Here is an 18,132-nt window from a genome sequence, read left to right on the forward strand (position 1 = left end):
CGCCGGACGCTGGGCTCAGACTCCGCCCGGTGCGGGCGGCCCGCCCCGCCCTGAGCGCCCGCCCCGCCCGCGCGTCCGCTCGGTAACATCCCGGACGTTCCCACCCGTCCGCCCCGCCCGTGACCGACGACCGCGCGCCGCGCCTCGACCTCGACACGTTTATCGAAGACGCCGCCGCCTCGGGCGGGGCGGAGCGGGCCAACGCCCAGACGTTCCTCCGCGACCTCGCCGACGCCCTCGACGTCGACCGCCCCGCCCTCACGACGGGCGACGACCGGGCCGACGGCTACGTGTTCGAGCGGCCGCTGAGCTTCCAGGACGGGACCCAGAGCAAGGGGTTCATCGACCTCTACAAGCGCGGGGCGTTCGTGCTGGAGACGAAGCAGGGGGCCGACGAGAAGCGGACGGCCGGCGGCCGCAAGCTCCGGCAAGGCCACGGCAAACGGGGGACGCGGGCGTGGGAGGCCACGATGGACGCGGCCCGGAACCAGGCCGAGGGCTACGCCCGGAACCTGGAGGCCGCCGAGCCCCCGCCCCCGTTCGTCGTCGTGTGCGACGTGGGGTTCTGCCTCGACCTCTACGCCGACTTTTCCGGCACCGGCCGGCTCTACCGCCCGTTCCCCGACGCCGCCACGCACCGCGTCCGGCTCGCCGAGCTCCGCGACGCCGACGTGCGGGCGCGGCTGCGGGCGGTGTTCGAGGACCCGCTCGCGCTCGACCCCGCGCGCCGGCAGGCCCGCGTGACGGTCGACCTCGCCGGCCGGCTCGCCGAGCTCGCCGCGTCGCTCGCCGGGGCCGTCGACGCCGACGGGGCGCCGATGGACGCCGAGGCCGTGGCCGGCTTCCTCACGCGCGCCCTGTTCTCGATGTTCGCCGAGGACGCCGGGCTCGTTCCGGGCCGCGCGTTCAGCGCCCTCCTCGACGCCTACGCCGACGACCTCGACCACCTCCCGCACGCGCTCGGCGCCTTTTTCGGGACGATGGACCGGGGCGGCTACGTCTCCGACGCGCGCGAGACCGTTCGCCGGTTCAACGGCGGGCTGTTCGCCGAGCACCGGGCGCCGCGCCTCGACCGCGACCAGTACGACCGGCTCCGCGACGCGGCCCGGGCCGACTGGTCCGACGTCGAGCCGTCGATCTTCGGGACGCTCCTGGAGCGGGCGCTCGACCCGACCGAGCGGCACCGGCTGGGCGCGCACTTCACGCCGCGCGCCTACGTCGAGCGGCTCGTGGGGCCGGCGGTCCTGGAGCCGCTCCGGGCGGAGTGGGACGGGGCGCGGGCGACGGCGAACCGGCTCGTGAACGAGGCCGAGGAGGCGACGACGAAGGCGGTGGCGACGCGGAAGCGGAACGAGGCCCGGGCCACGCTCGCCGGGTTCCTCTCGCGGCTCGCGTCGGTCCGCGTGCTAGACCCGGCGTGCGGGTCGGGCAACTTCCTCTACGTCACGCTCGCGGGCCTGAAGGCGCTGGAGGACGAGGCCCGCGCCGCCGCCGGGCGGCTCGTGGGCGAGGCGGTCGGCGAGGGGTTCGGGGTCACGCCGCGCCAGATGCGCGGGATCGAGGGTGAACGCGCGCGCGGCGGCGATTGCGGACCTCGTGCTGTGGATCGGGTACCTCCAGTGGCACCGGGCGCGCTACGGGGCCAGCCAGCCGCTCCCGGAGCCGGTGCTGGAGGGGTACGGGCAGGTCGAGCACCGCGACGCCGTGCTCGACGACGACGGCCACCCCGCCCCGTGGCCCGAGGCAGATTTTGTCGTCGGCAACCCGCCGTTCGTGGGCAACAAGCGGATGCGGGACGCGCTCGGCGACGACTACACGGAGGGGCTGCGGGCGGCGTACCCCGACGTGCCCGAGTCGGCGGACCTCGTGATGTACTGGTGGCACCGGGCGGCCGAGGCGGTCCGGCGCGGGGAGGCCGAGCGGTTCGGGCTCATCACGACAAACTCGCTGCCGCAGACGTTCAACCGGCGCGTGGTAGAAGCCCACCTGTCTTCGTTCCAGGTCAGACCTGGAACGAACCCCACCCCGCCCCTAGCGCTCGCATTCGCGGTCCCAGACCACCCGTGGGTCGACGCGGCCGACGGCGCGGCCGTCCGCGTGTCGATGACGGTCGGAGCGAGCGCCGACGCTTTCGACGCGGGGGCGGGGCGGCTCGCCGTCGTGACCGACGAGCGGGGCGGGGCGGGCGCGGCCGACGTAGACCTCACGGAGTACGTCGGGCGGGTCAACGTGGACCTCACAGTCGGGGCCGACGTGAGCGGGGCGGAACCGCTCAGCGCGAACGAGGGGATCAGCAACCGGGGCGTTACGCCTGTCGGAACGGGGTTCCGTCTCTCGCCCGACGAGGCCGAGGTGATGGGGCGCGGGCGGGGCGGAGACATCGACCGGCACCTCCGGCCGTACCTCAACGGGAGCGACGTGGTCCGCTCGCCGCGCGGGCTCTACATCCTCGACTTCCTGGGGCTGAACGAAGACGAGGTCAGAGACCGCTTCCCCCAGGCTTACGAGAAGCTGGTCCGGGACGTGAAGCCGGGGCGGATGGAGGTCCGCCGCGCCAGCTACCGCGAGAAGTGGTGGGTCCTGGGCGAGCCCCGGGCCAGCTTCCGCCCCGCCCTCGACGGCCTGCGCCGATTCATCGTCACACCGTACGTGTCCAAGCACCGCATTTTCGTGTTCCTCGACGGCGAAGTGCTCCCCGACGAAGCGCTCGTCTGCGTCGCTCTCGAAGACGCCTTCTACCTCGGCATTCTCTCCAGTCAGGTTCATGTAGAGTGGGCGCTCGCTGCCGGCGGTCGGCTCGGCATCGGTAATGATCCGCGTTACAACAACTCCGCCACCTTCGAGCCCTTCCCCTTCCCCACCCCGCCCGCGGACCAGGAGCAGGAAATCCGAGACCTTGGCGAGGCCATCGACGCCCACCGGAAGCGGCAGCAAACAGAAAAGAGCGTCGGGCTGACCGACCTCTACAACGCCGTCGAGGCGCTCCGGGCGGGGCGGGCGCTCTCGGCGCGCGAGGAGCGGGCCTCCCGCGACGGGCTCGCGCACACGCTCCTCGACCTCCACCGCCGGCTCGACCGGGCCGTGCTCGACGCCTACGGCTGGGGCGACCTCGACGCCGAGGCCCCGACGTTCCGGGCCGCCGTGCTGGACCGGCTCGTCGCGCTCAACGCCGAGCGGCGGGCCGAGGAGGAGGCCGGGCGCGTCCGGTACCTCCGCCCCGCGTTCCAGGCCCCCGACGCCGCCCCGCAGGGCGGGCTCGACCTTGCCGCCGCCCCGCCCGAGGCCGCCGACGCGGCGCCGGCCGCGCGCCCGTGGCCGGCCGCCCTCGCCGCGCGGACCGTCGCCGTCCGCCAGGCCGTGGCCGGCGGCGCGCGGACGGCCGACGCCGTGGCCGGCCGGTTCGACGGCGCCCGCCGGGCCGACGTCGCCGAGGTCCTCGACGCGCTCGCCGAGCTCGGGCTCGTCCGCTCCGCCGGCGGCGCGTTCTCGGCGTAGCGGGCGGGGCGGCCACCCTGGGTCCCCCTCCCGCTACGCGGGCTGAGGGCTCATGCTCCGACGCCTCCAGAGGCGTTCCCCTCCCGGACACCCCGAAGGGACGGCGCAGCCAGGAGGGGCTAGGGGTGGTGGATGGGCGGGGCGGGGCGGCTCGGGTGAGGCACAAACCTCCAGAATTGGTATCAGAGGCCGTACGACTCACCGGCTACACCGGCCTACTGGTCCTTCAGGTTGTCGGCGAGGAACGCCGTCGTGCGGCGCCAGGCGTCTTCGGCGGCGGCGGGGACGTAGTTCTCGCCCGACGGGTTGGCAAAGGCGTGGCCGGCGCCGGGGTACACCTCCACCTCGTGCTCGACGTCGGCCTCGGCGAGCGCCGTCTCGAAGGCGCGGACGGTGTCCTGGGGGATCGACGAGTCGTCCTCGCCGAAGAACGCGAGGACGGGCATGTCGAGCGGCGCGAGCCGGTCGGCGTCGGTCACGGGGCCGCCGTAGTACACGACGGCGGCGTCCAGCTCGTCGGGGAGGGCGAGCGCGGCGCGGAGCGACCACATGCCCCCGAAGCACCACCCGATGACGCCCACGCGCGGGGCCTCCTCGCGGGAGGCGAGAAAGCGGTAGGCCGCCTGGAGGTTCTCCGTCAGCGCCTCCTCGTCGGCCATCGCGGATCGCACGAGCGACATGGCCTCGTCCGGCGTCGCCGCCGTTTCGCCGCCGTAGAGGTCGACCGCGAGCGCGGCGTAGCCCTCGTCGGCGAGCCGCCGCGCCATGTCCTCGACGTTCTCGTTCAGCCCCCACCACTCGTGGATGACCACGACGCCGGGGAGCCCCGCCGTCGGGCCGGCGCCGGCGGGGCGGGCGATCGTGCCCGTCAGCGTCTGGCCGTCGACGGTCCCGTAGACGACGCGCTCGACGGTCACGTCGGCCGTGTCGGCGCCGGCCGTCGCGCCCGAGGCCGCCGGCGTGTCGCCGTCGTGCTGCGCGCGCATCTCGCCGGCGTAGTCGGACGGCCCGCACGCGGCGAGGAGGACGGAGGCCGCGAGGCCGAGGGCGACGAGGAAAACGGGCGGGGCGGGCATGGCGGGGCGGGGTGGTGCGGGTGAGGTACGCGCCGGGCTGCTCGGAGTCCCCGCCCGCGCTCCGGCCACCCCGCCCCGCCATGCCCGCCCCGCACGGGCTCCGGCCGCCCCGCCCGGTCTGGCGCCGTGGGCGGGGCGGCGGCAGGGTACCTTCGGCCCGTGAGCGACCACGTCCCCCAGATCCCGTACGCCACCGAGCTCAAGCGGAAGGCGATCCACCTGGGCGCCCTCGTGCTGCCGGCCTCGATCCTGGTCCTGCCCCGGCCCCTCGTGCTCGGGGCGCTGACGGCGCTGGCCGTGCTCGCCGTCGCGCTCGACGTGGCGCAGCAGAAGGTCCCGGCCGTCCGCCGCGTCCTCATCGACCGCGCGTTCGGGTGGATGATGCGGCCCGAGGAGCTGGGCACGGGCGGGCGGATCGTGTTCAACGGGGCCGTCTGGATGTTCCTGGCCGCGGCCGCCTGCGCGTGGCTGTTCCCGCCGGGCGTGGCCGCGGCGTCGCTCGCCATGCTCATGGTGGGCGACGGGGCCGCCGCCGTGGTCGGCCGCCGGTTCGGGCGGACGCGGTGGCCGGGCTCGCCGAAGTCGGTCGAGGGCAGCGCGGCCTACGCGCTCACGGCGTTCGCGGTCGGGGCGGCGATCGCGGCGTGGCCGCCGGCCGAGCTGGGGCTCGTGGCGTGCGCGGTCGGGGCCGTCGTCGGGGCGGCCGTCGAGGCGCTCCCGATCCCGGTCAACGACAACGTCCGCGTGCCGCTCGTCGTGGGGCTGGCGATGGTGGCGGTGGGCGCCTAGACGCGCCTGCCGGGCGGGGTGGTCGCGCCTCATCTATTTCGAAGTTCGTGTTGACCCTAGGTGCAAGGACTGTGTACCCTTCCGGTCAGCGACCTGAACCCGGATGTCCGACCTTCACGCCCCCTCGTCAGGGGACCTTCTCGACCGGCTCTCCCAGCGGGGCCTTCTCAAGACGGCCGGCGTCTACGTCGGCAGCGCGACGTCGGCCGTGCTCTTCGTCAACTTCCTGACGCAGCACTACGGGCTCTCGCCCCACCTCGTCGACGCGGCGATGTGGCTGGCCCTGCTCGCGCTCCCGTCGGTGCTCCTGACGGCGTACTGCCGGGGCGGGGCGGCCCCGCGTGTCCAGATGCGGAAGCCGCACAAGATGGCCCTGGGCACCAACGGCATCCTCGCCGCCGCCGTTCTGGGCGTCGGGTTCGCGGACAAGCCGATGGGGCCGGTCTCGCGGACCGTCGTGGCGGAGGGCGCCGACGGCGAGCGCGTCGAGCGCGTCGTGGCCACCGAGGCGTTCCGCAAGCGGGTCGGCGCGTTCTACCTCGACGGCCCCGACGACGAGCCGTGGCTGGGGCGGGCGGCGGCCTACGGGATCGGGTTCGACCTCGACCAGAGCCCGTTCCTGACGGTCGAGACGCCGGACGACTTTGCCGAGCGGCTCCGCCGGGCCGGCTACCCCGACGGCGCGGGCGTCCCGCTCGCGCTCGCGCACAAGGAGGCCGCCCGCGCGCGGCTCGACGTGTTCGTGACGGGGACCGTGTCGCGGGTCGAGGAGGGCGTCCGCCTGGCGCTCCGGCTCACCGACGGCGAGACGGGCCGCGAGGTCGACACGTTCGACGAGACCGGCCGGAGCGTCCTCGACGTCGCCGACCACGCGGCGACCTGGATCCGGGACGAGCTCGACCTCCCGGCGGACCGCCGGGCCGACGCCGCCGACCTCCCCGCCCCCGAGCTCCTGACGAGCGACGACGGCGCGCTGGAGGCGTGGACCACCGGGTTCCACCTCCTCAGCTACGACCAGGACGTGGCCGCGGCCGCCCCCCACTTTGCCCAGGCGGCCGAGGCCAACCCCTCGTTCGCGCTCGCCCACATCCTCCTCTCGATGCCCCAGATGCAGGCGGGCGACATGGCTGGCGCGCAGGCGAGCCTGGCCGCCGCCCGCCAGCACGACTACCGCCTGTCGGAGAGCAACCGGCACGCGCTCGTGTTCAACGAGCTGTTCATGTCGCAGCGGCCGGACGAGGCCTACGCCGCGCTCAAGCGGTGGGCCGAGCTGTTCCCCGAGCGGACGGACCCCCGCACCATCCTGGCCATGATCGCCCTCAACCGCGGCGACTACGGGGTGGCCGTGACCGCCTACGAGGAGATCATCGCGCTCGACCCGGGCGAGACCGAGGCCCATCTCCAGGCCGCGTCTGCGCGCTTGATGCAGAACCGCCTCGCCGCCGCCGAGGCGCACTACCAGGCGTTCGCCGACGCCGAGCCGGGGCGCGCCGACGGGCTCCGCGGGCTGGCCCACGTCAAGCGGCTCCAGGGCGAGCCCGAAGCGGCCATCGAGGCGCTCCGCCAGGCGACGCTGGCCGAGCCCGACAACCCGGCCGTCGTCTCCGCCTTGGGCGGGGCGCTCGTCGGCGTGGGCCGGCTGGAGGACGGGCTGGGGGCGTACGACCGCGCGGTGTCGATGGCGAAGACGCCGTCTGAGCGCGCGGCCGCGCTCCGGGCGCGGGCCGAGGAGGTCCTCAGCCTGGGCCGGACGGCCGCCGCCCTCGCCGACCTCGACGCCCACTGGGCGGAGCAGGCGACGACCACCGACGCGGCCTCGCTCGCGCTGGCAAAGGCCGACGTCGCCAGCCACCTTGTCGAGCACGGTCTGGAGGCCCAGGCCGACGCCGCCGTCGCGGCGGCTCAGGGTCACCCAGCGGTCCAGCAGATCCCGATCTTTACCGCGGTCGCCCTCATCCACGAGGCGTCGGTCGCGACGGCCGAGGGCGACGGACCGCGCGCCCTCGCTGCGATCGAGCGGGCGGCTACCGAGGGCGCCGCCCAGGGGCTCGACCTCGAGAAGCTGGGGGCCGGCCCCGTCCTCCGCGCGGACGCCCTCGTCGCCGCCGGCCGGGCCGCCGAGGCCGTCGCCGTCTACGAGGCGCTCGTCGAAGAGAAGCCCAGCGGCAGCGGGACGTGGCGCCGGCTGGGCGAGGCGCAGGCGGCGGCCGGTGACCAGGCCGGCGCCCAGAAGAGCCTCGACCGTGCCCTCCGCCTGATGCCCGCCAACCCGAAGGCCCACCTCGCCCTCGCGCGCCTCCTCCGCGACCGCCCCGCCGACGCCCGCCGCCACCTTGGCGCCGCGCTCGCCGCGTGGTCCGAGGCCGACGCCGGCTTCCGCCCCGCCCAGGAGGCCCGCGCCCTGCTCCGCCAGCTCGGCGGCACCCGCATCGCGGCCTAGGAGACCGCGGGCGGGGTGGCGCGTACACAGCCCGTAGCCGCCCCGCTCCCCCTGGACACGTCCCACCCCGCCCCGCTCCTCTCACGCCTCGGCCGCCGCGCCGAGGCCGTCGCCCGGCGGGCCGTCGAGTTGGAGCCGATGCCGCAGCCGCCGTTGGCCCCGACGCGGTACCCCGTCGTCCTGATGCACGGGTTCGGGGCGCTCGCGAACCTGGTCCAGGGCGGCGTCCTCCACGCCGAGGCCATGCACCTGCGCGGGCGGGGCGTGGCCGCCTACGCCCCCCACGTCAACCCGTACGACACGGTCGCCGTGCGCGCGGCGGCCTGGGCCGACCGGCTGTCCCGCGTACGCGCCGAGACGGGCGCCGAGCGCCTCAACCTCGTCGCCTTCTCGTCGGGCGGCCTCGACGCTCGCTGGCTCGCCCGCGACCCGGCGTGGGCGGGGCGGTTCGCGAGCCTCGTCACGCTGTCGACGCCGCACCGGGGGACGGCGCTGGCGCAGTACGTGCTCGACCGGCCGGACCGGCTCCGCGCGTGGGCCGTCGGGTTCATGGACTTCGTGGGCCGCGCGGCCTACGACGCCGCCCCGCCCCACACCGAGGCCGCCCTCGCCGAGCTCACGCCCGACGCCGTCGCCGCGCAGTTCGACCCGGACGAGACGGTCGACGGCGCCTGGTGCGCCTCGTTCGCCGGCCGGGCGGGGCGGGGGACGGCGGTCCCGGTCTCGCCGCCGCTCGTGGTCCCCAACCGGATTCTCTACGGGCTCGCCGGCGTCAACGACGGGATCGTGCCCGAGGCGTCGGCCGCGTGGGGCGAGCGGCTGGGGACGGTCGAGGCCGACCACGCCCGGCAGATCGGGCTCGGCATCGGGGCGGCGGGGCACGACGCGTGCGCCTTTTTCGACCGCCTCTGCGACCGGCTCCGCGAGCGGGGGCTGTAGCGCGAGAGCGGGGAGAGCGCGAGAGCGGGGAGAGCGCGAGAGCGGGGAGAGCGCGAGAGCGGGTGCCCACCTCCTCCGCCCCGCTCGCGCCACCCCGCCCCAGGCGCCGCGGGCGGGACAGGGCGGTGCCCAAAGTGTTCGTGCTCACGGGCCTCCGCGCCACCCCGGCCCCACGCCGAGAGCGCCGGGCGGGGCGGGGAACTTTCCGGCGGCCGCCCCGCCCCCTGCTCTACCTGCTCTACCTGCTCTACCTGCTCTACCTGCTCTACCTGCTCTACCTGCTCTACCTGCTCTACCTGCTCTACCGCAGCGCCTCTTCGAGCGAGGTCGAGGCGTCGGTCGAGGCATCGCGGTACTTGACCACGCACGGGGCCGAGAGCCCCAGCCCGTGCGCCCGGCCAAAGTCGGAGTCGACCGCCCGCGTGCCCGGCACGACGACGGCGCCGGCCGGGACCTCCAGCCCCAGCCCGCCCTCGGCGCGGAGGACCGTCTCGTGGACCAAGTCGTAGAGCCGCGTGGCCCGCGTCAGGATCACGCCGGCCGCGAGCACGGCCCGCTCGCGAACGACGGTCCCCTCGTAGACGCCGCAGCCGCCGCCGACGAACACGTCGTCCTCGACCACGACCGGCGCCGCGCCGATGGGTTCGAGCACCCCGCCCAGCTGGGCCGCGGCGCTCAGGTGGACCCGCTCGCCCACCTGGGCGCAGCTCCCCACGAGCGCGTGGCTGTCGACCATCGTCCCCGCCCCGACGTAGGCGCCCACGTTGACGTACATGGGCGGCATGCAGACGGTCCCCGGCGCGAGGTACGCCCCGCGGCGGACGGTCGAGCCGCCGGGCACGATCCGCACGCCGGCGTCGGGGCCGAACGGGCGCGTGGGGTAGGTGTCCTTGTCGAAAAAGGCGAACGGCCCCTCGGACTGGTCCACGATCTCGCCCAGGCGGAAGCCGAGCAAGATGCCGCGCTTGACCCACCCGTTCGCGCGCCACACGCCGTCGCCGCCCCGCTCGGCGGACCGGACCTCGCCGGCTTCGAGGGCGTCCAGGAGCGCGTCGAACGCCTCGCGCGCGGCGGGCCGGTCGAGCGCGTCGGTCGGCTGGTCGGCGTGGTGGGTGATGTCGAGTTGGAGGTCGGTCACGGTCATCGGGGGGTCCGTAGGTCGGTGAGTCGGTGGGCGGGCCGCCCCGCCCTCGGTGCGGGCGGGGTGGATCCAGGGCGGAGCCGCACGGGCGGGGCGGGGCGGCGAGTCAGGCCGCCTGCGCCTCGCGGCCGGCGGCGACGAGCGGCGCGTAGGCGGCGAGCACGCGGCGGCGCGCGGCGTCGGTGAGCGGGGCGAGCGGGAGCCGGAGCGTCTCGGACATCCGCCCCATCTCCGCCAGGACGGCCTTGACGGGCGCGGGGTTGGACTCGAAAAAGCTCGCCCGCATCGCGTCCAAGAGCGCGTAGTGGAGCGCGCGCGCGCCGGCGACGTCATCGGCGAGCGCGCGGCGGACCATCTCCGAGATCGGCCCCGGCGCCGCGTTCGCGATCACCGAGATCAGCCCCGCCCCGCCCAGGCAGACGGTCGGGAACGCGAGGTCGTCGTCGCCCGAGTAGACGGCGACGCCGTCGGGCACGCCCGCGATCACGTCGGCGATCTGGCCCAGGTCGCCCGACGCCTCCTTGAGCCCGACCACGCTGGGGACCGCCTCGGTCACACGGAGCTGGGTCTCGGCCGTCAAGTTCGAGCCGGTCCGCCCGGGCACGTTATACAGGACGATCGGGCAGTCGGTCGCGTCGGCCACGGCCGCGACGTGGCCGAGCACGCCGTCCGGCGTCGGCTTGCTGTAGTACGGGCCGACGACGAGGAGCCCGTCGGCGCCGGCGTCGGCGGCCTCGCGCGAGTAGCGGGCGCTCTGGGCCGTGCTGTTCGTCCCCGTGCCGACGACGACCGGGACGCGGCCGGCCGTGTGCTCCAGGGCGATCTCGACCAGCCGCCGCCGCTCGTCGTCGGTGACCGTCGGGTTCTCGCCCGTCGTCCCCAGCACGACGAGCGCCTCGACGCCGCCGTACACCTCCCCGCCCGCGTCCGCGCTCCCCTGGATCTGGACGTCGATAAGGCGCCGGAACGCGTCCTCGTCGATCTCGCCGTCCGGCGCGAACGGCGTGACGAGGGCGGGGGCGGTGCCGCGAAAGACGGGCTGGCGGGTGGGACCCATGGTGGAGGGATGCGGGATGGAGGGATCGGAGGGATGGGCCGAACGCGGAGCGGGCCGCCGAGGCTCCAGGCGAACCGGAGGGCGGGGCGGGCACCCCCCGCCTTTCACCCATCGCTGCGCTCAGGGGCGAAAGGCTGTCCCCCTTATTCAAGGGGGACAATTCGCGCGACCGGGGGAGCGGCGGCGGGGCCGCTGCGACCAGAGCGCGAACGGGGGGTGCGGGCGGGGCGGACACGAGCGGGGCGGGCGCTGAGGGCGGGGCGGCTCCGCTCATCCCTCATCCCACGTCCCTCAATCCCTCCCCGATCATGTCGTCCAGCGTGAACAGGCCGCGGCGCCCGCGCACCCACTCCGCCGCGCGGACGGCGCCGACGGCGAACGCCCGCCGGCTCTTGGCCCGGTGCACCACCTCGATCTGGTCGACCGGGCTGTCCAGCGTGACGACGTGTTCGCCCAAGACCGCCCCCAGCCGCTGGCTCGTCACGTGGAGCGCCGTGGCGTCGATGGCCCCGTGCTGCGCCTCGGGCTCGACGTGCGTCTTGCGCGCGAGGCCCTCCAGGAGCACGTCGGCCAGGCGGAGCGCCGTCCCGCTCGGGCTGTCGACCTTGCCCGTGTGGTGGACCTCGTGGACGGCCGCGTCGTACTCGTCGAGCCGGTCGAGGAGCGGGAGCAGGCCGCGCAGCGCGCGCTCGACGAGGGCGAGGCCGAGCGAGAAGTTGGGCGCCCAGATCAGCCCCGCCCCGCCCTCCTCGACCCAGGCTCGCACGCGGTCGAGGTGCTCCGTCCACCCCGTCGTGCCGACGACGGCGTCGGCGCCCCACGCCGCGTAGCGGTGGATGTGGTCGGGGGCGAGGGCGGGGAGGGAAAAGTCGACGACGACGTCGGCGCCGTTGAGGGCGTCGGCGTCGCGGGCGTCGAGGAGCGGGGCGGCCGCGTCGAACCGGGCGGCGATCTCGTGGCCGCGCTCGGCGGCGACGGCCTCGACAGCCTGGCCCATCCGGCCGGTTCCTACAAGGGCGATCGTCACGGTAGAGCGAGCAGCGTGCGGCGTGCAGCGTGCGGTTACGGACCTCGGCACCATGCACCGGGGCGCCGCATGATAGAGCCGACCAGGCGCCCGGCCTCGTCCGCCCCAGCGAGAAGCCGGTCTCGGTCTTCGTCCGAAAGGTACCCACACGCGTGCGCCGTTCTCAGCCAGTGCCGCGTCTCTTCCAACTCTGCGTCGGCGTCCGATAGTTTGCTTACGGAGTGGGCGGGGTACGACCGCTTTCGCCACGCCTCCGCAATGTTGGCCCCTACGGAGCGTGACGAGCGGCGGACTTGGTCCGTAAGCGAGTACCGCTCCTCCTTCGGAAAGCTGCGCGTCACCTGGAAAACGTGTTGCTGCAGTCGGAACGCCGTCCGGTACGCGTTGAGGTCCGTCAGCGGAACGGAGGCCATCGTGTCGGTCCGGTGGTGCCACCGCTAGACGCCAAGCGAGCCCCGACACAACCCGCCCGCTGCTCGCCGAACGCTGCTCGCCGAACGCCGCCCTACCGCATCGCCTCCGCCGCGCGCACCACGTCCGCCAGGACGACGGCCGCCGTGACGTCGGCGCTCGCGCCGGGGCCGCGGAGGACAAGCGGGCGCGGGCCACCCCGCTCGGTCCAGACGGCGACGGCGATCTCGGCGCCCTGGAGGCCGGCGAACGGCGAGCCCGGGGCGACCGCCTCGACGCCGGCGCGGATCGAGCCGTCGGCGTCGAGGCGCGCGACGTACTGGAGCTCGCCGCCCCGCCCGGGCGCGTCGTCCGGTGCGCTGATTTCCGCCCCGCTCGCGGGTGGGCGGGGCGGGGCGGGGCGGTCCTGCCAGTCGGCGTCGGCCTCGGGGAGCCGGTCCCAGAACGCGGCCAGCGGCACGTCGGCGAGGGCCGGGGGCGCGAGGCCCTCGACGGCCACGTCGGCGGCGGCCACGTCCAGGCCCACCTCGCGGGCGAGCAGCGCCAGCTTGCGCGCCGCGTCGCGGCCCGAGAGGTCGTCGCGGACGTCGGGCTCGGTCAGCCCGGCGTCGCGGGCGGCGGCGACGGCGGCCGAGAACGCGGCCCCGTCGCGCATCCGGTTCATCACGAACGCGAGCGTCCCCGAGAGCACGCCCTCGACGCGGAGCACGCGGTCGCCCGTGCGCACGAGGTCGCGGAGGCGGGCGACGACGCCCAAGCCGGCCCCGACCGCCGCCTCGTAGAGGTACGGGGCCTCGGCGTCCCGCGCCGCGCGCTGGACCTCGCCCCATGCCGCCGCCGAGCGGCCCGCCGCCTCCTTGTTCGGCGTGACGACGGCCGCCCCGCCCGCGAGCCACGCCGCGTGGCGGGCGGCGACGTCGGCGCTCGGCGTCGCGTCGACGACCACGAGCCGCTCCAGGCGGGCCGCCGCGAGCCGGTCCGTCAGCGCGTCGAGCACGCCCGGAGCGGGCGGGGCGGCGGCGAGCGCGTCGAGCGCGTCGAGCGCCTGGGCGGGGTGGAGGCCGTCGGGCTCCCACGCGAGCCGCCGGCTGTCGGCGACGCCGGCGAGGACGAGGTGGAGGCCGCCCGCGCGGAGCCGCTCGGACTCGGCGCCGAGAAGCGCGAGAACGCGCCGGCCCAGCGCGCCCGCCCCGACCACGACAACGTGGGCGCGGAGGCGGCGGAGCGCGAACGCCTCGTGGAGCGCGCCGACCGCGCGGGCCGCGTCGGCGTCGGCGACGACGGCCGAGATCGTGTGGTCGCCCCCGCCCTGGGCCACGGCGCGGACGGGCACGTGCGCCCGCGCGAGCGTGTGGAAAAAGCGCCCGGCCAAGCCCGTCGCCCCGTGCATCCCCGACCCGACCGCCGCGACGACCGCCCCGCCCCCTTCGGCGCGGACGCCGAAGACGTCGCCCCGCTCGACCTCGCGGGCGAGCGCGCGCGAGAGCAGGCGGACCGCCGCGTCGGCGTCGGCCTCGCGGACGGCCAGCCCGAAGCTGCCCTCGGCCGAGGCCTGGGCCACGAGCGAGACCGGCACGCCGCCGTCCGCGAGCGGGGCGAGCACGCGCCGGCCCAGGTCGGCCACGTCGAGCACGGCGGCGCCCTCGACGCGAACGAGCGCGGCGCCGCGGATCGCCGTCACGGCGCGGATCGAAGGCTCCGCACCGGGCGGGGCGGGGCCGACGCGCGTGCCCGGCGCCTCGGGCCGCAGCGTGTTCTTGATCTGGAGCGGGATGCCGGCCCGCACGAGCGGCCGCATCGTCCGTGGGTGGAGCACCTTGGCGCCGAAGTGGGCCAGCTCGGCGGCCTCGGCGTAGCTCAGGTGCTCCAGCGGGAACGCCTCGGGCACCACGCGGGGGTCGGCCGAGAGGACGCCGTCGACGTCGGTCCAGATCACGCAGGCCGCGGCGTCGAGGGCGCCGGCGAGGAGCGTCGCCGTGTAGTCGCTGCCCGAGCGCCCCAGCGTCGTCGTGACGCCGTCGGCGGTCGACCCGACGAACCCGGTCACGACGGCGACGGCGTCGGCGGGCACGGCGGCGAGAGCGGCGCGTGCGAGCCGCCGCGTCTCGGGGAGGTCCGGCGCCGCCTCGCCGAACGCGTCGTCGGTGCGGACGAACGCGGTCGCGTCGAGGGCGACCGCCGCGTGCCCGGCCGCCCGGAACGCGGCGGCGACGAGCGGGACGGCGGCCCGCTCGCCGGCCGACACGATGGCGTCGCGGAACCGGGGCGTGCACTCGCGGAGCAGGTACATGCCGTAGAGGAGCTCGCCGAGCTCGACGAACAGCGTATCGAGCGCGCGCCCCAGCGCGTCCCGCTCGGACTCGGGCGCGAGCGCGGCGAGCGCGTCGGCGTGCCGCGCGCGGAGGGCGGCCAGGATCTCGCGGTGCGCGCCGGTCCGCCCGACGGCCGCCTCGACGGCGTCGAGGAGCCGGTCGGTCACGCCCCCGAACGCCGACGTGACCACGACGCGCCGGCCCGCGCCCTCCCCACGCGGCCCTTCCCCCACCCCGCCCGCGACGATCTCGACCACGCGGCGGACGCGCTCGGGCGTGGCGACGGACGTGCCGCCAAACTTGTCGACGTGGACGGGGCGGTCGGGCACGGGCGAACCTGGAGGGCGGGGCGGACCCAAAGGACGACCCCGAGGGGCCAGCGGGCGGGGCGGCCCAAAGCTAGGCCGCCCCGCTCGGGGCGGGCGGGCGGGGCGGGGCGTCTTCGCCCGTGCTCCATTGACCGCGGCGGCGGCGGCTCCCTATCTTGGGCGCTCGCTGGTCCGCCGGCGACCCTCCGGGGCATTAGCTCAGTTGGTAGAGCGCTTCGCTGGCAGTGAAGAGGTCAACGGTTCGAATCCGTTATGCTCCACGTCCCGAACCGGCCCCGGCCTCGCGCCAGGGTCGGTTTTTTCGTGCGCGGGCGGGGCGGCGGGCGGTGGCTTGACGGGCGCGCGGGCGCCGGCTACCCTGCGGCTCCACCCCGCCCGCCCATGTCCACCACCGACTTCGAGCGGCGTGACGGCCTCGACGGCCTCACCTCCGCCCAGCTCGAGGCGCGCGCCTTCGGCCCCGAGCGGCGGTCGCTCCGCGGCCTCCTCCGGCGCCCGCCGCGCGTCCGCCCCGCCCGCTCGACGCCGGCGGCTCCTCGTCGGCGGCGCCCTCATCGCCCTGCTGGCCGGCGCGGGCGGGGCGGCGGCCTTGATCTACGGGGAGACGCCCGGGCACCACGCGCCCGTTGTCTACGACGCCCCGGGCACGCACGAGTGGATCGAGGACGGACACCCGCACCGAGAGGCCGACGACGAGGCGTGGGACGTCACGTTCGGCGAGGCGGACGACCTCGTCGACGACTAGCCGCCCCGCCCACCGGCGACGCCGCAGGACAACGCGCTGCGCGGGCGGGGCAGGGTGGCGCTAGAGCCGGGCCTGGAGGTCCACGCCCTGGCGGATGTCGGCCGGCGTCGGCGTGCGGCCCTGGGCCATGAGCAGGTGGAACGCCGCCGCGTCCTGGTCGCGGCCGACCGCGGCGACCGCGCGGACCGCCCCGCCCTCGACGTAGGCCGCGAGGAACTCGGCGTCGTCGAGCGAGCCGTCCACGACGACTTCGTCCCAGTCCTCGGCGTGGCCGACGTAGCGGAGGCTGAGCCCGAACTGGCCGGTCCAGAAGTAGGGGACGCCGTCGAACGGCGTGTCCGCGACCGTCGGGTCGCCCTCGGCCAGCATGTTCCGCGCCGCCGCGCGCCCGTGCTGCTGGGCCAGCCGCCAGTGCTCGATGCGGACCGTTTTACCCAGCCGCGCGTCGGGGAACGCGGCCACGTCGCCGGCCGCGAAGAGGCCGGGCGCGAGGCGGAGCGCGGCGTCGGTGACGAGGCCGCCGTCGTCGCGGCGGAACGGGGCGCCGTCGAGGAAGCCCGTCGCCGGCGAGACGCCGACGCCCATCACGACCGCGTCGGCCGGGAGCGCCTCCCCGCCCACGACCACGCGGAGGCCGCCGGAGTCGGCCGCTTCGATGCGGTCCACTCCGGCGCCGAGCCGGAAGGCCACGCCCTTGGACTCAGCCGCCCGCTGGAACACGCGCCCGACGTCCGCGCCCATCGCCGACGCGAACGGGGCGTCGCTCTTGCCCACGACCGTCACGTCCACGCCGCGCGCGTTCAGGCTGGAGGCCGCCTCCATGCCGATAAACGACGCGCCGATGACGACGACGCGCTCCGCCCCGCCCGCCTGCTCGACCACGTCCTGCGCGTCGGCCCAGGAGCGGAGCAGGAGGACGCCGTCCAGGTCGGCGCCGTCGATGGGGAGCCGGCGCGGCGTGCCGCCCGTTGCGACGAGGCAGGCGTCGTACGTGACCGGCTCGCCCCCCTCGAACGAGACCTCGCGGGCGTCGGCGTCGAGGCCGGTGACGGTCCGATCGGTCCACACCTCGATCCCGTGCTTTTCGTAGAACGCCCCGTCGCGGAGCGGGAGCGCGCTCTCGGGAGCGTCGCCGGCGAGGTAGGCCTTCGACAGCTTGGTCCGGTCGTACGGCGCCCGCGTCTCCATCGTCACGAGCGCGAGCCGGCCGCGGTAGCCCTCGGTGCGGAGCGCCTCGGCGGCGGCCCCAGCGGCGGCCCCGGCGCCGAGGACGAGGAACAGGCGGTCGTCCTCGGTACGCGCGGCCATGCCCGGCGTCTCGCCGTCGCTCTCGCGGTAGGCCACGCCCTTCCCGTGCTCGTCGGCGTCGGCGGGCACGCGGACGAGCACGTCGTCGCCCTCGATCTTGACCTCGAACGTGCGGAGCGCGTCGAGCGCCGGCGGCTCGCAGAGCGCGCCCGAGGCCACGTCGAACGCGGCGTGGTGCCACGGGCACACGACGGTCGTCCCGGACAGGGCGCCCGTCGCGAGCGGGGCGCCGTAGTGCGTGCAGAACGCGGTGCAGGCGTGGAACCGGCCGTCGACGCGCGAGAGGAGCACGTCCGTGCCGTCGGCCGACACCTGGCGCATCTCGCCGTCGGCGAGGTCGGAGACGGAGGCGACGCGGACAAAGTCGGGCATGGGCGGACCCAGAGGGCGGGGCGGGGTGGCAGGGCGTCACGAGCGCCGCCGCGCGCGGTTCCTCGCCGCCCCGCCCCCACCGAGCGCCGGGCGGCGTGGACGGGCGGACTCGTCGGGCGGGGTGGCCGACGGGCGGGGCGGCGGTAGGTTTGCGCGGTCCCGCGGCACCCGAACCCGGGGGACGCGCCCGCCCTCCCCCTCCGCCCCGCCCGCCGTGCCCCGCCCCGCCCCCGACGTCCGCGCCCTCATCGACCGGATCGCCGACGCCCTCGGCGGCGAGGCCACGCCCGAGCGCGTCGAGCGCGTGGCGCGGGCGGTCCTGGAGGCGCCGGAGACGGCCGCGGCCCCGCCCCGCCCCGCCCCGAGCGCCGGGCGGGGCGGCTCCGAAAGCGCGGCGGCCGGCGGGGCGGGGCGGACGCGCGTCGTGGTGACGGCCTACGGGCGCGACACGCCGGGCATCCTCGCCGCCATCACGGCCGAGCTCGCGGCCTCGGGCGCCAACCTCCTCGACGTGTCGCAGAAGATCCTCCAGGGCTACTTCACCGTCGTCCTCGTGGCCGACCTCGACGCCGACGCCGACCTCGGCGCCGCCCGCGACCGCCTCCAGGCGCGCGGCGACGCCTTCGGCGCCCGCGTCCTCCTCCAGCACGAGGACCTCTTCCAGGCCATGCACCGGCCGTGAGCGGGGGGC

General features: G+C 76.2%; 14 protein-coding genes, 1 tRNA gene and 2 pseudogenes. 9 read left to right on the forward strand and 8 right to left on the reverse strand.

The genetic code is table 11. The features are described from left to right. Window positions 1–119: 119 nt before the first annotated feature. Window positions 120–986: pseudogene (locus RQM47_RS17470) on the forward strand (type IIL restriction-modification enzyme MmeI); the annotation flags it as partial. A gap of 227 nt (window positions 987–1,213) precedes the next feature. Here RQM47_RS17470 and RQM47_RS13940 read toward each other — a convergent pair. After that, the gene (locus RQM47_RS13940; RefSeq protein ID WP_314009340.1) at window positions 1,214–1,432 is read right to left on the reverse strand and encodes a hypothetical protein; all 219 of its coding nucleotides are present in this window, start codon (window positions 1,430–1,432) and stop codon (window positions 1,214–1,216) included. Between RQM47_RS13940 and RQM47_RS17475 the strand changes: the two are divergent. Together RQM47_RS17475 and RQM47_RS13945 are read left to right on the forward strand one after the other, a co-directional pair. Next, window positions 1,404–1,502 (forward strand): annotated as a pseudogene (locus tag RQM47_RS17475) (DNA methyltransferase); the annotation flags it as partial. The gene RQM47_RS13940 and the pseudogene RQM47_RS17475 sit on opposite strands and share 29 nt — an antisense overlap. Before the next feature lie 61 nt (window positions 1,503–1,563). Further along, the gene (locus RQM47_RS13945) at window positions 1,564–3,495 is read left to right on the forward strand and encodes a DNA methyltransferase (RefSeq protein WP_314009341.1); all 1,932 of its coding nucleotides are present in this window, start codon (window positions 1,564–1,566) and stop codon (window positions 3,493–3,495) included. Between the two features lie 215 nt (window positions 3,496–3,710). Here the strand turns inward: RQM47_RS13945 and RQM47_RS13950 are convergent, their stop codons facing one another. Then, window positions 3,711–4,571, reverse strand: a complete 861-nt coding sequence (locus RQM47_RS13950; RefSeq protein WP_311665674.1) for a dienelactone hydrolase family protein — start codon at window positions 4,569–4,571, stop codon at window positions 3,711–3,713. A gap of 159 nt (window positions 4,572–4,730) precedes the next feature. Here RQM47_RS13950 and RQM47_RS13955 point away from each other — a divergent pair, with 159 nt between their 5' ends. From RQM47_RS13955 to RQM47_RS13965, 3 genes are all read left to right on the forward strand, one after another. After that, on the forward strand, window positions 4,731–5,360 hold the full coding sequence (locus tag RQM47_RS13955) for an SEC59/DGK1/VTE5 family protein (protein ID WP_311665672.1): 630 nt from the start codon (window positions 4,731–4,733) through the stop codon (window positions 5,358–5,360). A gap of 103 nt (window positions 5,361–5,463) precedes the next feature. After that, window positions 5,464–7,800 (forward strand): tetratricopeptide repeat protein, encoded by a 2,337-nt coding sequence (locus RQM47_RS13960; RefSeq protein WP_314009342.1) that lies wholly within the window; start codon window positions 5,464–5,466, stop codon window positions 7,798–7,800. A gap of 15 nt (window positions 7,801–7,815) precedes the next feature. After that, on the forward strand, window positions 7,816–8,739 hold the full coding sequence (locus RQM47_RS13965; protein WP_314009343.1) for a lipase: 924 nt from the start codon (window positions 7,816–7,818) through the stop codon (window positions 8,737–8,739). Between the two features lie 301 nt (window positions 8,740–9,040). Here RQM47_RS13965 and RQM47_RS13970 read toward each other — a convergent pair whose 3' ends face one another. The 5 genes from RQM47_RS13970 to RQM47_RS13985 form a co-directional block, all read right to left on the reverse strand. Next, window positions 9,041–9,883, reverse strand: a complete 843-nt coding sequence (locus RQM47_RS13970) for a 2,3,4,5-tetrahydropyridine-2,6-dicarboxylate N-succinyltransferase (protein WP_314009344.1) — start codon at window positions 9,881–9,883, stop codon at window positions 9,041–9,043. A gap of 103 nt (window positions 9,884–9,986) precedes the next feature. Continuing rightward, a complete protein-coding gene (gene dapA / locus RQM47_RS13975) occupies window positions 9,987–10,937 on the reverse strand; it encodes a 4-hydroxy-tetrahydrodipicolinate synthase (RefSeq protein ID WP_311665825.1) in 951 nt (316 codons plus the stop codon). A gap of 277 nt (window positions 10,938–11,214) precedes the next feature. Next, the gene (gene dapB, locus RQM47_RS13980; RefSeq protein ID WP_314009345.1) at window positions 11,215–11,964 is read right to left on the reverse strand and encodes a 4-hydroxy-tetrahydrodipicolinate reductase; all 750 of its coding nucleotides are present in this window, start codon (window positions 11,962–11,964) and stop codon (window positions 11,215–11,217) included. 35 nt (window positions 11,965–11,999) lie between these two features. After that, window positions 12,000–12,377: a four helix bundle protein gene (locus tag RQM47_RS17480; protein WP_409945899.1), complete on the reverse strand. Its 378-nt coding sequence runs from the start codon at window positions 12,375–12,377 to the stop codon at window positions 12,000–12,002. A 92-nt stretch (window positions 12,378–12,469) separates the two neighbouring features. Beyond that, the gene (locus RQM47_RS13985) at window positions 12,470–15,016 is read right to left on the reverse strand and encodes an aspartate kinase (protein ID WP_314009346.1); all 2,547 of its coding nucleotides are present in this window, start codon (window positions 15,014–15,016) and stop codon (window positions 12,470–12,472) included. A 187-nt stretch (window positions 15,017–15,203) separates the two neighbouring features. Here RQM47_RS13985 and RQM47_RS13990 point away from each other — a divergent pair. Beyond that, window positions 15,204–15,276 (forward strand) — tRNA-Ala (locus tag RQM47_RS13990). A gap of 146 nt (window positions 15,277–15,422) precedes the next feature. After that, window positions 15,423–15,761 carry a hypothetical protein gene (locus RQM47_RS13995; RefSeq protein ID WP_311665831.1) on the forward strand — a complete coding sequence of 113 codons (339 nt, stop codon included), beginning with the start codon at window positions 15,423–15,425 and terminating at the stop codon, window positions 15,759–15,761. Between the two features lie 60 nt (window positions 15,762–15,821). Here the strand turns inward: RQM47_RS13995 and RQM47_RS14000 are convergent, their stop codons facing one another. Further along, entirely contained in the window at window positions 15,822–17,441 is a 1,620-nt protein-coding gene (locus RQM47_RS14000) for an FAD-dependent oxidoreductase (protein WP_311665832.1), read from the reverse strand. A gap of 214 nt (window positions 17,442–17,655) precedes the next feature. Between RQM47_RS14000 and RQM47_RS14005 the strand changes: the two genes are divergently transcribed. Further along, window positions 17,656–18,123, forward strand: coding sequence for an ACT domain-containing protein (locus RQM47_RS14005; RefSeq protein WP_311665834.1), 468 nt, complete (start codon window positions 17,656–17,658; stop codon window positions 18,121–18,123). The last annotated feature ends 9 nt before the right edge of the window (window positions 18,124–18,132 follow it).

The organism is Rubrivirga sp. S365, from assembly GCF_032248475.1.
Lineage (GTDB): Bacteria > Bacteroidota > Rhodothermia > Rhodothermales > Rubricoccaceae > Rubrivirga > Rubrivirga litoralis.

Coding starts and splice junctions, on each gene's coding strand:
- RQM47_RS13960 (WP_314009342.1), top strand. CDS start 5,464: ATGTCCGACCTTCACGCCCCCTCGTCAGGGGACCTTCTCGACCGGCTC.
- RQM47_RS17480 (WP_409945899.1), bottom strand. CDS start 12,377: ATGGCCTCCGTTCCGCTGACGGACCTCAACGCGTACCGGACGGCGTTC.
- RQM47_RS13970 (WP_314009344.1), bottom strand. CDS start 9,883: ATGACCGTGACCGACCTCCAACTCGACATCACCCACCACGCCGACCAG.
- dapA (WP_311665825.1), bottom strand. CDS start 10,937: ATGGGTCCCACCCGCCAGCCCGTCTTTCGCGGCACCGCCCCCGCCCTC.
- RQM47_RS14000 (WP_311665832.1), bottom strand. CDS start 17,441: ATGCCCGACTTTGTCCGCGTCGCCTCCGTCTCCGACCTCGCCGACGGC.
- RQM47_RS13950 (WP_311665674.1), bottom strand. CDS start 4,571: ATGCCCGCCCCGCCCGTTTTCCTCGTCGCCCTCGGCCTCGCGGCCTCC.